Source organism: Streptomyces sp. NPDC002669 (assembly GCF_042889165.1).
In the GTDB taxonomy this organism is placed as follows: domain Bacteria; phylum Actinomycetota; class Actinomycetes; order Streptomycetales; family Streptomycetaceae; genus Streptomyces.
Map to the genome: position 1 here is coordinate 1 of NZ_JBIAQQ010000011.1, position 14,189 is coordinate 14,189.

The 14,189-nt window shown below is 71.9% G+C and carries 10 protein-coding genes and 1 rRNA gene; 3 read left to right on the plus strand and 8 right to left on the minus strand.

The window, feature by feature from the left end; genetic code table 11:
* Both rrf and ACFYW1_RS18070 read left to right on the plus strand, forming a co-directional pair.
* Positions 1 to 74: ribosomal RNA gene (rrf, locus tag ACFYW1_RS18065) — 5S ribosomal RNA — on the plus strand; the annotation flags it as partial.
* Positions 75 to 244: 170 nt separating this feature from the next.
* On the plus strand, positions 245 to 808 hold the full coding sequence (locus tag ACFYW1_RS18070) for a GNAT family N-acetyltransferase (RefSeq protein ID WP_388993410.1): 564 nt from the start codon (positions 245 to 247) through the stop codon (positions 806 to 808).
* Between the two features lie 15 nt (positions 809 to 823).
* Here ACFYW1_RS18070 and ACFYW1_RS18075 read toward each other — a convergent pair whose 3' ends face one another.
* The 8 genes from ACFYW1_RS18075 to ACFYW1_RS18110 all read right to left on the minus strand — a co-directional run bounded on the left by ACFYW1_RS18075 (position 824) and on the right by ACFYW1_RS18110 (position 9,908).
* A complete protein-coding gene (locus ACFYW1_RS18075; RefSeq protein ID WP_388993413.1) occupies positions 824 to 2,491 on the minus strand; it encodes a type VI secretion protein in 1,668 nt (555 codons plus the stop codon).
* A 2-nt stretch (positions 2,492 to 2,493) separates the two neighbouring features.
* Entirely contained in the window at positions 2,494 to 3,912 is a 1,419-nt protein-coding gene (locus tag ACFYW1_RS18080) for an ATP-binding protein (protein ID WP_388993416.1), read from the minus strand.
* Positions 3,913 to 4,038: 126 nt separating this feature from the next.
* Entirely contained in the window at positions 4,039 to 5,583 is a 1,545-nt protein-coding gene (locus tag ACFYW1_RS18085; RefSeq protein WP_388993419.1) for an SCO6880 family protein, read from the minus strand.
* Positions 5,580 to 6,929, minus strand: coding sequence for a hypothetical protein (locus tag ACFYW1_RS18090; RefSeq protein ID WP_388993422.1), 1,350 nt, complete (start codon positions 6,927 to 6,929; stop codon positions 5,580 to 5,582). The genes ACFYW1_RS18085 and ACFYW1_RS18090 overlap by 4 nt, the downstream gene beginning before the upstream one ends.
* A complete protein-coding gene (locus ACFYW1_RS18095) occupies positions 6,919 to 7,788 on the minus strand; it encodes a hypothetical protein (RefSeq protein ID WP_388993425.1) in 870 nt (289 codons plus the stop codon). Before ACFYW1_RS18095 ends, ACFYW1_RS18090 begins: the two co-directional genes overlap by 11 nt.
* A 178-nt stretch (positions 7,789 to 7,966) precedes the next feature.
* A complete protein-coding gene (locus tag ACFYW1_RS18100) occupies positions 7,967 to 8,275 on the minus strand; it encodes a hypothetical protein (protein ID WP_283852979.1) in 309 nt (102 codons plus the stop codon).
* Between the two features lie 301 nt (positions 8,276 to 8,576).
* Positions 8,577 to 9,203, minus strand: a complete 627-nt coding sequence (locus tag ACFYW1_RS18105) for a DUF402 domain-containing protein (RefSeq protein WP_388993428.1) — start codon at positions 9,201 to 9,203, stop codon at positions 8,577 to 8,579.
* 270 nt (positions 9,204 to 9,473) lie between these two features.
* Positions 9,474 to 9,908, minus strand: a complete 435-nt coding sequence (locus tag ACFYW1_RS18110) for a DUF6892 domain-containing protein (RefSeq protein WP_388993431.1) — start codon at positions 9,906 to 9,908, stop codon at positions 9,474 to 9,476.
* Positions 9,909 to 10,008: 100 nt separating this feature from the next.
* Here ACFYW1_RS18110 and ACFYW1_RS18115 point away from each other — a divergent pair, with 100 nt between their 5' ends.
* Positions 10,009 to 14,142: a hypothetical protein gene (locus ACFYW1_RS18115; RefSeq protein WP_388993433.1), complete on the plus strand. Its 4,134-nt coding sequence runs from the start codon at positions 10,009 to 10,011 to the stop codon at positions 14,140 to 14,142.
* Positions 14,143 to 14,189 lie beyond the last annotated feature (47 nt).

Here is a 14,189-nt window from a genome sequence, read left to right on the forward strand (position 1 = left end):
ACCCGGAAGCTAAGCCTTTCAGCGCCGATGGTACTGCAGGGGGGACCCTGTGGGAGAGTAGGACGCCGCCGAACAATCATTCCGGGAAAGCCCCGCACCATAGGTGCGGGGCTTTTCTGCGTTCACCACCCGATACCGCCTTCCGGCGGTTTCCGGGCGGGGTACGACACCGGGGCCGGGACGTGCCGGGTGGGGGCCGCGAATAGCGTTTGCGCAGGTCGGACGGCAGGGGCAGGATCGGCGGATGGATCATGTGATGCGAGTAGTGCGTGCCGACGAATGGGAGCGGGTCAAGGAGTTGCGGCTGGCCGCGCTGCGGGATCCGGTCGCGGACATCGCGTTCCTGGAGACGTACGAGCAGAGCCTGGCCTGTTCCGACGAGTTCTGGCAGGAACGGGCGCGCAACGCTTCCGAGGACGGGAGCGGTGATGTGCGGCAGTTCGTGGCCGTGGCGCCCGACGGGCGGTGGGAGGGCAGCGTCACCGTGCTGATCGAACGGCCGGACGCGGAGGCGCGGTTCGGGGAGGGGGCCGGGGTGAACCAGGCGCATGTGGTCGGCGTGTTCGTACGGCCCGAGGCGCGTGGCGGGGGCCTGGCCGAGGAGTTGTTCCGGGCCGGGATGGACTGGGCCTGGTCGTTGGAGGAGCCGCGGATCGAGCGGGTGCGGCTGTACGTGCACGAGGACAACCTGCGGGCTGCGGCGTTCTACCGGCGGATCGGTTTCGTGGCGACCGGGCGGTCGGTGCCGATGCCGGGCGACCCGTCCAGGCGCGAACTGGAGCACGCGGTGGACCGGGCGGGGCGGTGAGGCCGTCGGCCGGGGTCAGTGCGAGACGGTGAGCTCCTGGGGCCAGCGGGCGCGGGCCTGTTCGCGGGAGCGGAGGAGGACCAGGGCCGGCAGGCCCATGGCCTGACCGTTCGCCAGCAGTTCCGGGAGTCGGGGGAGCGGGGCCACGGCGGCGACGTCGTCGAGCACGAGCGTCATTGGTGGGTCGAGCCGGCCGTCGGTCGACCGTGCGGCCGAGCGGCGGCCGTGCTCGACCACGTATGAGGCGAGTGCTGTGAGCAGGGGCATGGCCCCTGGCCCCGAGCGGGGGTCCTCGATCGGCTCACCCACCACATAGAGGGTGCCCCCTTCGGCCACGAAAGATTCCAGCACCAGCGAATCGGCACGGTTCGGCGTGCATGCCTCGCGGATGTGGACCGAGGAGAGCGCGGCGAAGGCGCGTACCGTCAACTCCTGTGCCATCTCCCGGCGTTCGGGGTGGGAGGTGAGTGCGGACTCCAGCAGCCCGGCGAACCCGGAGGCCGCCTTGGGGTGCGTACGGAGCAGGCGCACCGGCTCGTGGGCGCTGTTGCCGAGGGCCCAGCGATGGACCTGGCGGAAGGGGCGGCCGTCGACGGCGGCGGCGTGCAGCCAGCACCGCAGGAGTGTTTCGGCGGTGTCGGCGGTCGCCGCGTCGATACGGGCCTGCGGCCGGACAGGGGCCAGCAGGGCGGTGGAACGGGCGGCGGCGGTCTCGGGCTGCTCGCAGCCGGCGGTGGGGGACCAGTGCAGCCGGGCGGGAGTGTCGCAGAGGTGGCCCGGGTCGTAGACCAGCACCGGGCCGAGCTTGGCGCGGGCGTCCTTCGTCTCGGCCCAGACGGTCGGGTCGGAGGTGATCACGAGCGCGGGTCCGTCGGCCTCGCGGATGGCGTGGACGGCGGCGGGGCGTCGGGTGGCGGCGGGGCCGTAGACGACGAGGGGCGTACGGGGGGAGGGGAGCGCGGACAGGCCGGCGGCCGTGGTGGCTGTGGTGGTTGGGGGGCCTGCGGGGGTCGGAGGTGCTGGAGTGGTGGGGTGGTGGGCGTCGGTGGACTCGTGGAACGCCGACAGCGGTTTTGTGACCTCTGCCGCCTTTGCGGTCCCTGCGGTCCCTGCGGTCCCTGCGGTCCCTGCGGTCTCCTCGGCCTCTTCCGGTCCCGTGCTCGTGGGCCTTCGCGGGTCCTGGAGGGCGGTCGGGGCGGGGTCTTCGGGGTGCTGCCGCTGCTCCCGGCCTCGGTCCCGTCCGCGGCTTTTCTCCTGCTTGTGCCGCTTCTGCTCCAGGTACGCGTTCCGCTGCTGTTCCCGCTGCTCCAGGCGTTCGGCGCGCTGCCCGGCCCGTACGACCCGCCAGCGGGCCAGTGCGCCCAGGACGAACACCGTCAGTACCAGCAGCACCATCAGTTCGCCGATGAACAGGCCCCAGAAGAGCCCGTAGCCCGAGAGTTCGCCCGCCGGGGTGTTCGGCCAGGCGGCCGGGAGGTCGTGCGGCGCGGTGACGAGCCGGCGCAGCGCGAGAGGGGTCTCGGGGAGCGTGACCCCCTCGGGCCAGGCGCCGTGCGCGAACAGTCCGGCCAGGCCGGTGGCCGTCCACATCAGCAGTGTCAGGGCGAGCAGGAAGCCCAGCAGGCCGATCAACAGACCGTCCGGAATGCCGCCGCCGGTGCGTTCCTCGGCGCGTCCCGCCATCGTCAGGCCACCGTTGACTCGGACGACTCGTTCAGCCGTTGTTGGCGTTCGATCCGTGCGGCGCGTTCCTCCGCCTCCAGGTCGGCGGCGCGCACGTCGTCCGGGAGGAGTTCGGCCGCGGAGGACTCGGTCATCGCGCGGTCGGTGAAGACGAGGGGGCGTTCGGCCTCGGTGATCAGGTGTTTGACCACCTGGACGTTGCCGTTGACGTCCCAGACCGCGATGCCCGGGGTGAGGGTCGGGATGATCTCGACCGCCCACCGGGGCAGGCCGAGGACCCGGCCCGTCGCTCTGGCCTCGTCGGCCTTCTGGGCGTAGATCGTCCGGGTCGACGCCATCTTCAGGATCGCCGCGGCCTCGCGGGCCGCCGCCCCGTCGACGACGTCGCTGAGGTGGTGGACGACCGCCACGAACGACAGGCCGAGGCGTCGGCCGAACTTCAGCAGGCGCTGGAAGAGCTGGGCGACGAAGGGCGAGTTGATGATGTGCCATGCCTCTTCCACCAGGAAGATGCGTTTTTTCCGGTCGGGCCTGATCCAGGTGTGCTCCAGCCAGACGCCGACGATCGCCATCAGGATCGGCATCGCGATGGAGTTGCGGTCGATGTGCGAGAGGTCGAAGACGATCAGCGGGGCGTCGAGGTCGATGCCGAAGCTCGTGGGGCCGTCGAACATGCCGCGCAGGTCGCCGTCGACCAGGCGGTCCAGAACGAGGGCGACGTCCAGGCCCCAGGCCCGTACGTCGTCTATGTCGACGTTCATCGCCTCGGCGGACTCGGGTTCCGGGTGGCGGAGCTGCTCGACGATGTCGGTCAGGACCGGCTGCCGGTCGGTGATCGTCTCGTTGACGTAGGCGTGGGCGACCTTCAGCGCGAAGCCGGACCGCTCGTCCAGGCCGTGGCCCATGGCGACTTCGATGATGGTGCGGAGCAGGGCGAGCTGGCCGGTGGTGGTGATCGAGGGGTCGAGCGGGTTGAGCCGGATGCCGCCGTTGAGCGCGGAGGTCGGGTCGAGGCGGATCGGGGTGAGGCCGAGCTCCTGGGCGATGAGGTTCCACTCGCCGACGCCGTCCTCGCCCTGGGCGTCCAGGACGACGACCTGGCGGTCGCGGAAGCGGAGCTGGCGGAGCACGTAGGTCTTCTCCAGTGCGGACTTGCCGTTGCCGGACTCGCCGAGGACCAGCCAGTGCGGGGCGGGGAGCTGCTGCCCGTACAGCTGGAACGGGTCGTAGATGTAGCCCTTGCCGGAGTAGACCTCGCGGCCGATGATCACGCCGGAGTCGCCGAGGCCGGGGGCCGCGGTGGGCAGGTAGACGGCCTGGGCCTGGCCGGTCGACGTGCGGACGGGCAGGCGGGTCGTCTCCACCTTCCCGAAGAGGAAGGCGGTGAAGGCCTCCGACAGTGCGGACAGCGGGTCTCGCATGGCGTGACCGACCTCCCTCTCGTTTCTCTCGGTCGTCGTCCGTGGGTGGCGGACGGTGGTGATGGCCGGTGACCGGCGGTGGGGCCGGTCCGACGGGTGGTGCCGGGTGGTGGTCGTGGTCGGTGGTCAGCGGCGGATGCCGGTGGCGAACGGGAGCGTGTTCACGAAGGCGCGGTGGTGCTCGCGGTCGCACCACTCCAGTTTGAGATACGACTTGCCGGCCGAGGCCCGGATCGTCCGTTTGTCGCGGGCGAGGGCTTCGGGCGAACGGGACGACACGGTGATGTACCCGACCAGGTTCACCCCGGCCGCGCCGCTCGCGAGGTCCTCGCCCCGCTGGTCGAGCCGGCCGTGCGCGGCGATGTCGCGGGGGTCGACGGTGCGGTTCATCTTGGCCTGGCGGCTGGCTTCCGCCTCGTCGTTCGTCTTCTCGGTGAGCATCCGCTCGATGGCGATCTCGGTGGGTTCGAGGTCCATGCAGACCGCGACCGTGCGGATCACGTCGGGGGTGTGGACGAGGAGGGGGGCCAGGAAGTTGACGCCGACGGGGGTCATCGGCCATTCCTTCACCCAGGCCGTGGAGTGGCACCAGGGCGCGCGGGTGACCGACTCGCGGGTCTTGGCCTGGAGGAACGTCGGCTCGACCGCGTCCAGTTCGGCCGGCCAGGCGTTGCGCTTGGTCATGGCCTGGATGTGGTCGATGGGGTGGTCGGGGTCGTACATCGAGTGCACGAGGGAGGCGAGCCGGCTCTGGCCGAGCGGTTGGCGGACCCGGATGTCGGCCTCGGCGAGGCGGGCGCAGATGTCGGTGAGCTCGCGCGCCATGACCACGGCGAGTCCGGCGTCCCGGTCGATCTTGCGGCCGGTCCGGGCGGCGCGGGCCATGGCATTGGCCTCGGCGGCCAGCTCGCGGTTGTAGTGCATGCAGGCGACCAGGTAGGCGCGGTGCTGCTCGCTGGAGGTGGAGACCATGGACTGGAGCTGGTCGTACGAATCCTGCAACCAGCCCGGGGAGGACTTGTCGCCGCGCTGGGCGACGTCCTTGGCGTGCGCGTCGGGGTCGGCGGGGAGGGTGCGGGCCAGCATCTGGAGGCGGGTCACGAAGCCGTCCCCGTTGGCGACGTGCTTCAGCAGGGTGCCGAAGCGGTCGACGAGCGCTTCCTGGTCCTCGCTGTCGCGCAGGCCGACGCCGGGACCCTCGATCTCGATCGCGGCGGTGACGGTGCGGCGGTCGGCGTGCAGGAGCACGGCGATCTCGTCCGGGCCGAAGGGTGCGGAGAGCCAGTTGATCCGGCCGATGCCGGGGGGCGGTCCGATCTCGACCTCGCGTCCGTCGGCGCCGACGCCCGCTTCCATGGCGGCGGAGCGGTAGGTCGTGCCGCGGCGCAGGGTGCGCTTGTAGCTGCGGTTGATCTCGAACCACTTGTAGAAGGTGCGGTGCTTGTACGGGAGGTACACGATCGCCAGGGCGAGGAACGGGAACCCGGTGAGCAGCGCGATCCGCAGGGGCAGGAGGGGGACGAGCAGTCCGCTCATCATGCCGAGGAACGCGCCGACGATGATCAGGGCGATCTCGCCGGTCTCGCGGTTCTTGCCGACGATCGCGTTCGGCCGGGCCCGGCCGATGAGATACGTGCGGCGGGGCGCGATCGTGTGGGACGGAGTCGTCAACGCCCTCCACCTCCCGTGCTGTTGTTGCCTGAACTGCCTGATCCGCCGCCTCGGTGGGGGCGGCTGCCGTGCGGGGTGCCGGAGGTCGGTGCCGATCCGCTGCGCGGCGAGGGCGCGGTGGAGGCGCCGCGGGAGCCGTGCGCGGCGACGCCGCCGCTGATCGGGTTGGCGGGCCGGCCACCGGTGTTGCCGCCGTCCGAGCCGCTGCGGCCGCTGTGGGTCTTGATGCCCTGGGAGACGAGGGCGGCGGGGGAGCTGACCAGGGCGGCGGCCTGGGAGCCGTCGGTGGCCTGCTTGCGGTTGGTGCGGGCGCCCTGGATCTCGTCGCCGAAGCCGGGGACGAACCGGTAGATCATCGCGGAGGCGAAGATCGCCAGCAGGATGATGGCGAGGCCCGACACGACGGCGGAGATCGCGTCCGGTCCGTCGTTCTGGGAGAGCGCGCCGGCCAGTCCGAGCACGACGGCGATGACCGGCTTCACCATGATCACCGCGACCATGATGCCCGCCCAGCGCCGGACGTGGCCCCACATGTTCTTGTCGACGAGTCCGGCGTAGACGACGGTGCCGAGCAGGGCACCGACGTAGAGCAGGGCGGCCCGGATGACGAGCTCCAGCCAGAGGATGCCCGCGGCGAGGATCGACACGAGCGAGACGACGATCAGCATGATCGGCCCGCCGCCGATGTCGGAGCCCTTCTTGAGGGCTTCGGCGAACGACCCGAAGAAGACGTCCGTCTGGCCGCCCGAGGAGGTGGCGATGACCTCGGTGACGCCGTCGGTCGCGGAGACGACCGTGTAGAGGATCAGCGGGGTGAACGCGGAGGCGAGCACCGTCAGCCACAGGAACCCGACGGCCTCGGAGATCGCGGTCGTCAGCGGCACGCCGCGGATCGCCCGCTTGGCCACGGCGAGCAGCCACAGGACGAGCGTGAGGACGGTGGAGGCGGCGAAGACGATGGCGTACTGCTGGAGGAACTTGGTGTTCGTGAAGTCCACGTTGGCGGTGCTCTTCACGGCCTCGCTGAGCTTGCCGACGATCCACGCGGCGGCGTCGGCGCAGCCGCGGGCGAGGGAGGAGAGCGGGTCGAGCGAGTCGTTCAGCCCGGAGGGGGCGACACCATTGGAGGGGGCACTGCCGTCGCCGTCCTCGCAGTACTGCTTCGCAGGGCCGATCAGCAAGTCACAGGCATTGTTGCTCGCGCTGGGACTGGGGCTGGGACTCGGTGCCGTAGGGGTGGGCGAAGGCTCAGCAAAGGCGCGAGCCGAGAAAAGGACAACGGCTGTCTGAACCGTTGCCAGCGCGGTGACGACGGATCGGGCCCGAAGACGCAGGCTATCGGGCATAAGTGAAGCCTCCGTACTCCTCAACAGCCTTACTGATCTCTTCCGAGGTGGAAGCGGCGACATCGCCGGGGACTGGGGCGGGCCCGTCCTTCTGTGTGTCGCTGACGGCCTTCCAGCCTTCACTCGTCCAGCTGAGCTGTACGGTCCAGGTCTTCCACGAAGTGCTGACGGGGTCGGTGGATTCGGTTCCGGACATACCGATCAGCCCCGTGTACCAGACCGACACCTTGGCCGTGTCGCCTTCGAAAGATTCGATCTTCGTTCCCACAGGGATCGTTCTTGATACGAAGGTGCTGCCCTGGGGGGCGTTTCCGGAGGGATCCAGCCCCAGCTTCGCGAGGAAACCGGGGGAGTATGCGGCGTCCTGCGGTCCTTTGAGCTTTGCTGCCGCCTCGGCTGTGTAAATGGCGTTCACGATCTCGTGGCGGCTGTCCTTTTTGAACATGCCGACGGAGCCCAGCGCCACTGCGTAATTGGACGCCGCGCTCTGCGCCCCCTGCTCGTCGTGGGCGAAGCCCGACGGGATCGTGCCGTTCTTCCCCGTCACCGGCTTCGTGCCCGTGGCTGCCGTGGACGACGAGTCCGGCTTGCTTCCCGCGCCCCCCGTACCGTCGCCGTTGTCGTTCCGGTCGCCCCCGCCCATGTTGGCGAAGGCGATGGCCGCGAGCAGGAGGACGACCACGCCGACCACCGTGACGAGGGAGCGCGGCTTGCGGGCGGGGCGGCGGGAGGCGCCGTAGCCGTCGCCCTCGCCGTCGGGAAGTCTGGTACGGGTCTGGCGCGTGCCGCCGATGGTGCTGTAGGGATCATCGGTACGGACGGCGTCGTCGCCGTAGCCGCTCTCGTCGCCGTGGCTCATGCCGCGTACGCCCCCTCAACCGTTTCCTGAACCGGGTAGTACGACGGTAGCCGTGCAGGTTTCCGCGCGGACGCGGTGTGATGAGTCGACATCAGGGAGACGCAACCTCTGCCGGTGGGCACGACGGACGGGTGGTGGGGGATGGGCGGGATCGCCCCTGGCGTGGGCCGACTGCCGGTCAGACAGCCATTCCGTAGACGATGGTGAACACGGTTCCCAGCGATCCGATGATGAACACACCGGTCAGACCCGCAACGATCAGCCCCTTGCCCTGCTCGGCGCTGAACGTGTCGCGCAGGGCCGTGGCGCCGATGCGTTGCTTCGCGGCCCCCCACACCGCGATGCCGAGGCAGAGCAGGATGGCGATGGCCATCACGACCTCGATCATTACGCGGGCCTCGTTGCCCAAGGACCCGAACGGCCCCCAGTTCGGGGCGATTCCGCCGATGATGGTGGTGATGTCGCCCTTTTCCGCTGCCAGGATCATGTAAGTCACCGCCCCTGTTGGGTAGTTCGTTGCCCCCTGCCGCGCGGCACGGGTCACTCTCTATCTTCGCTGATGAAACTGCTCTCGCACGACGGCTTGACGGCTCTCTTTACCCGGATCCCGCACGTTTGACCGGTCCGACCGTCCTGACCTGCGGATCGGAGCGGTATGTGACCAAATACGTATGGTTACTCTGTGTATCACGGAGGGTGACCCCGGGCAATGATTGCCATCCCGCCACCCTGGCCGAGACTTTTGTGCAGGCCCCGGCGGGTCCTCGACCCGGCCGGAGCAGGGGTGCTCAGAGCAGCGGGTGGCGCGGTACGAGTGGCCGGGGTGGGGTTCTCCAGGATCGTGGTGGCTGGAAATCGCACCAAGTGCCGTCGAAGGGAAACGTTCCGGCCTCGGCAAGTCGTGCGACCGAGTGGCCCTCGTCGCGGATGGCCGATGCCTCGTCGGCCGTCCAGTAGGCCGGATCGCCGGTCTTCTCGGCGAAGGACTCCTCGTCCTTCCACTGCCAGCTCCGGTCCGGGGCCACGTTGATGTCGAGTTCGTGGTCGGCGATGTCGATGTCGTCGCCGCGGTGGACCCGGCGCTCCAGGTTCACGTACCAGCCGCGGAACTTCTGCCGGCGGCCGAAGAGCCAGAGCACCGAGTGCGCGGCGTCGTCCGGCTGGTAGAAGAGCGCGCTGCCCATCGGCCACCGGTCGGCGACCACCGGGTATCCGTCGGCGGGGCGGTCGCCCGGGGCGATGTCCCGCAGGTGCGCCCCGTTCGGGAGCTTCGTGCGCCACATCGGGGTGCCGGTCTCCATCCACACCAGCTGGCCCCTGTCGGTGCGCTCGACGAGGCGCACGGGCACCGATGCACTCAGGTGGCCGCCTATGAAGAAGTTCCAGTGAAGGATCCGGCCCGGCTCGTCGTTCATGCCGCTGATCATTCCCGCGCCACGCAGATCGGACACGTGACCGGACACATGTCCGGATCATCTGCCGGATCCGCCATGTACCGGACCTGTCGGGCCATCATTGCCCGGATGCCCGGATGCCCGGATGCCCGGATGCCCGGATGCCCGGATGCCCGGATGCCCGGATGCCCGGATGCCCGGATGCCCGGGCCCGTCGGGGCGTCACATGGTGCCCGGCCGGGCCGTGATGCGGTCTTCGGCCGGTACGGGTCGGGCCGGGGCGGGGCGGTCTCAGTCGGAGGTGATGCCCCGGGCGGCGAGGATCTCCTTCTTGAACGGGACGCCCAGCCCGCAGCCCTCGGCGCCGATGATCCGCCGCAGGTTCGGCAGCAGGTCGAGGTCGTCGAGCGAGTTGACGTCGAACAGGTCGTCCTCGCCGTCCCAGACCGGGGAGCACTCGCAGTACACCTGGAGCCCGCCATCGATGAGGAGGGTGTCCACCGTCGCCAGCAGTTCCTCGCTGATCTCCAGCGCCTCGAAGTGGGCGCGGGCCTCGTCGAGCACCGTGTAAGCGAGGTCGTTGTCGTACGCGTAGAGCTGTGCGTCGTCGAACCCCTTCGCCTTCAGGCATGCGTTGATGCTGAAGGCCGGGGTGAGGGTCTTGTCCTCGTACATGAGCTTCTCGATGACCAGGAGCTTGAAGTTGAAGTCGCGGAAGGTGGGCATGGCGGGACCATAACCAGCCCCTCCGACACCGGCCCCGGAGGTTGTGGGGAACCGGTGGCCGCGAGGGGCCCTGTCAGTCCCGCCTGCCAGACTCGTACACATGACCAGCAGCACCGGACCTTCCGTTCCGCTCCCGGCCAATCACCGCGTTTCCGAGACGTACGTCGACTGGGCGCGCGTCCACGCACCCGGGGCCGAGGGCGATGCCCGCGACGTGCTGGCGGAGGCGGACCGCGACCGGCACCGGGCGTGGGAGAAGCCCGGACGGTTCGTGGACGGGGCGGCGCGTCTGGCCCGGGGGCTGCTGGCCGCCCATCTGCCGTGGTTCTGGGACACCATCGGGCACTGGATGCTGGAGACGCACCGCCGTTCCGCGGCCCGTGCGTACGGGTACGCGCGGGCAGCGGAACGCGACCACGGCCTGCCGGTCGACACCGACTGGCGGTGGGCGAACCTTCAGTTGTTCGCCCGGTTCGGTGCGCTTCCCGCCACCGAGATCAGCGGTGCTCCGGCCTGGCTGGCCGAGGTGTGCGAACCGGGCGACGCGCACCGCGAGTTCGTGCGCCTGCTGATGGTCTGGGCGGCGTCGCCGGGCGAGCTGCCCGCCGATCTGGCCCGCCGGGTCCGGAGCTCCGCGCGCGCGGCCGGTCTCGGCGTCGACGAGGAGGCGCGGGTGCTGGGCGAGGTGCTCGGGGCGGCCCGCGGCAAGGCCGTGCCGGACCGGCTGTTCGACGCGGCGCTCGCCCCGCTCGCCGCCCACCGGCCGGCCGACGGCACGGCCACCGCCCTGCTCGACCTGTTCCCCGATTCGAGGACCGACGCGGCGTCCTGGCTGCGGCTGCTCATCGGCTGCGGGGCCGCCGACGCCGCCGCTACCGGCCGGATCGTCCCGGAGGGCGGCCTCGGCGAGTGGCTGCGGCGGTACTCCGCCCAGTACTCCCACCGCAGGTCCGGCGGCGGGGTGTGCCGTCAGGCCATGCCCGTCGAACTCTTCGACCTGGTGGCCCGGTTCGCCCCGCTGCTGAAGGCGGACGGCACCCCGGTCCGGCTCCACGAGGACCGCTATCGGTGGCCGCACCTGGACGCCGACCTGCTCGACGCCTGCCTCGCCGAGGGCATCCCCGTCCACGACCCCGGCCCCGGCATCTCCCTGGAGTTCTGGGACAAGGAGTCGCAGCGCGACCTGCGGGCCCTGGCCTCCGACCCGGTGTTCGGCCCCCGGCTGGAGGGCACGGTGCACGCCGGGCTCCGGTCCCGGGGCGGCACCGCGATCAGTCGGCTTCCGCACAATCCGGGTATCGCCGCCGAGGTGCACGGCCGGATCGAGAAGCTGCTCGACACCCTGCGCGGCGGCGGGCTCGCCGCGGCCGACGAGGCGGTGGACGAGCTGCACGGCCTCCTCGACCGGCCCACCGCCGTCGCCCTGGACGGCATCGAGGAGGCGCTCGCCGAGCTGGACCTCACCGGCCCGCTGGCCCGTGCCCTGCGCGCGGGGCTGCCCGAGGAGCTGGGCTGGCCCGCCCTGGAGGAGGCGCTCGCCGAATTCGGGCCGGACGAGACGGTGCACGTCACCTGCACCTGGCCGGTGCTCACGGTGTACGGGGAGCGCCGCGCGTTCGCCGTCGACCACGCGGGCCGGTGCGGCGAGCACGCCCTGGCACTGCCGGAGGGCGCCGCCTTCCCCACGGTGTACTGGGTCGGCGGCCAGTTCCTCGTCTCCTGGCCGGGCACGGGCGAGGGCAGCTCCGCCGTGACGGCGTACTGGTCGGGCAGCCCTGCCGACACGTTCGAACCGGAACAGCCCCATGGGCTCCGCCCCTACGGTGGCAGCATCCAGGGCGGCCTCGGCTACCAGTTCCGTACTCCGGACGGCGGCGGCCGGTTCGACGGCGAGAACGTCCTGCGCCCCGGCGACACCTCGGGCATCAGCCACCGCCACCGCGATTACCAGATGTACGACGGCCGGGACTTCTGGAGCAGCGAGGTGTTCGGCGAGGACCACCGCAGGGGGTGGGCCCGCCTGGACCCCGTCACCGGTGTGCCCACCGCCGACCGCACCCTGCCCGGCTTCCACGCCCCCGACGCGTCACCGGACGGCACCAGGCCCTTCCCCGACCACCGCATCCTCGCCGAACTGCCGCCCGGCGCCCCGCCGTCCCCGCTCGGCCAGGACGGTCGGCTCACCGGCTGCCGGATCGATCACCACACCCCGTACGCCGGTCCCTCGCCCCGCGAGTTCGAGCTGAGGTCCGTCGACGGCCGCACCGCGTCCTACCGCACCACCGTCTGGGGCCGCCGTCCGTGGGGCATCCTCGGCCTGCCGGCCGGCGGCGAGGACACCGTCGTGGTCGGCACCACCACCGTCCGCTGCTACGCCGCCGAGGACAACTCGCTGCTCTGGCAGGTCCGGGGCTTCCCCGGCAGCCGCCATCGCGGGCCGGTCCGGGCCACCCTCGGCGAGCAGGCCGGGCCCGTGCCGCCGCCCGCCTTCTGGCACTTCCTCGTCCCGCGCGACGAGCCGTCCTCCCACGCGCTGCGCGCGGTCACCGACGAGGCCGTGCGCGAACTGCTGTCGTCCGGCGCCGAGGTGGCGCCGCCCGGGGTGACCGACCCCCGTGTCCGGCAGGGCGTCACCCGTGCCGTGCGGCTCGCCGCCGATGTGCTGCGCCGTCTCCGGGAGCTGGCGCACCGGGTGGCCGTCATGCGTGCCGGGCCGGTCGTCGAGCTGCCCGACCCGGTGCCCGACACCCGGCTCGTCCCGGCCCTGCACGGTCTGCTGCCCCAGCTGCGGGGCTACGAGGAGCGGCCGTTGCAGCCGCAGCCCGCGCTCCTCACCGCGGTCGCCGCCGACGGCCGGTACCTGCGCGGCGAGATCGACGACGAGGTGCGGGTGCTGGCCCTGCCCGCCCCGCCCCCCGAGTGGGAGGCGCTGACCGGCCGGATCGACGCCGTGGCCTGGCGGGCGGTCGTCGCCGCCACCCCGGACGAGCACCGGGGGGCCCTCACCGCACTGCTCGACGTGTGGAGCCGCCAGCCGTTCGCGGAACGGGGCACCACCTGGCGCACCGGCCGCGCGCCCGAGCCCGGGGTCGCCGAACTCCGGGCGTCCGGCGCCCCGGTGGCCTCCGGCCCGGTCCGCAGCGACCTGGTGCCCTTCCTGCACCGGGCCGCCGACCCGGAGCCCACCGGTGCCGAGGAGTGCGAGACCCGCACCGTCGCGGGGGACGACACCGCCCGGCTCCCCCGCCTGCTCGCCCTCCTCGCCGAACGCGGCCCGCTGCCGGTGCCCGAGGAGGCCGTGGACCTGTTCCGCTGGCGTACGGGGGTGCCGCGCGCGATCGCCGCCCTGGTCGTCGACGGCTTCTTCGGCAGCGACGACTACACGGCGCACCTGAAGCTGTGCCGGACCAAGCCGTACAAGGCCGACCGGAGCACCGTGTACGCGTACGACGACCTGCGGGGGCGCCTCGGTCCTGCCGGGCGGCGCGCCGTGCTCGCCGCCGCCGTGCCCGCCGATCCGGCGGAGCTCTGGGCCCCCGGCGGCATGACCGCCGCCGCGGACCGGATGGCCGCCGAATGGTCCGAGCGGCTCGCGGTCACCGGGTACGTCGACGACGGCAGCCATGCCGCCGCGCTGGCCGGGGACCACGGCCTGCCCGACACCTGGGCCACCGCCCTGCTCACCGGGCGTCTGCCGGAAGGCCCGTGGGACGCCGACGGGGCACGGGCCGCCGTCACCGCCCTCACCTGGGCGTTCACCGAACGGCCGGTGGGCGACCCGGTCGCGACGGGCGCCCGCGCCCTGCTCGACCGGCTCACGGACGCCGCCGCTGGTCCGCTCCAGGACACCGCCGCCTGCCTGCGCACGGAGATACCCGCCGACCGGCTCACCGCCCTGCGCGCCCTGGCGGACCGCTCGGCGGTCACCCCGGTCCCGCCGGGCCAGTACGAGGCCAACCCGCTCCTCAGCGTCCCGGACCTGGTGGACGAGGTGGCGGAGTCCCTCGGCGTCGGCCGCGACGCGGCGGCCCTCCACCTCCAGCTGCACGCCCTCGGCCGCCCGGCCGACCGCACCGTACGCCGCTGGAACGCCTGGACCCTCGACCACCACCGCGCCGTCCGCAAGGAACTCACCGCCGCGAAGGCCCCCCGCCCCGCCCCGGCGCCGCCGGCCGACGTGCCGGCCCCCGCGCACGAACGGTTCGCCCGTGCCTGGGCGGCGTCCGGAGCGTGAAACCCGGGCCCCGGCGGTGGGAGCCGGGCCCCGGAGGCGAAGGACGA

Bases quoted from the DNA above. Each gene is read 5' to 3' on its own strand.
- ACFYW1_RS18100 (WP_283852979.1), bottom strand. From the start codon at position 8,275: ATGATCCTGGCAGCGGAAAAGGGCGACATCACCACCATCATCGGCGGA.
- ACFYW1_RS18110 (WP_388993431.1), bottom strand. From the start codon at position 9,908: ATGCCCACCTTCCGCGACTTCAACTTCAAGCTCCTGGTCATCGAGAAG.
- ACFYW1_RS18070 (WP_388993410.1), top strand. From the start codon at position 245: ATGGATCATGTGATGCGAGTAGTGCGTGCCGACGAATGGGAGCGGGTC.
- ACFYW1_RS18105 (WP_388993428.1), bottom strand. From the start codon at position 9,203: ATGAACGACGAGCCGGGCCGGATCCTTCACTGGAACTTCTTCATAGGC.
- ACFYW1_RS18090 (WP_388993422.1), bottom strand. From the start codon at position 6,929: ATGCCCGATAGCCTGCGTCTTCGGGCCCGATCCGTCGTCACCGCGCTG.
- ACFYW1_RS18075 (WP_388993413.1), bottom strand. From the start codon at position 2,491: ATGGCGGGACGCGCCGAGGAACGCACCGGCGGCGGCATTCCGGACGGT.
- ACFYW1_RS18080 (WP_388993416.1), bottom strand. From the start codon at position 3,912: ATGCGAGACCCGCTGTCCGCACTGTCGGAGGCCTTCACCGCCTTCCTC.
- ACFYW1_RS18095 (WP_388993425.1), bottom strand. From the start codon at position 7,788: ATGAGCCACGGCGACGAGAGCGGCTACGGCGACGACGCCGTCCGTACC.
- ACFYW1_RS18115 (WP_388993433.1), top strand. From the start codon at position 10,009: ATGACCAGCAGCACCGGACCTTCCGTTCCGCTCCCGGCCAATCACCGC.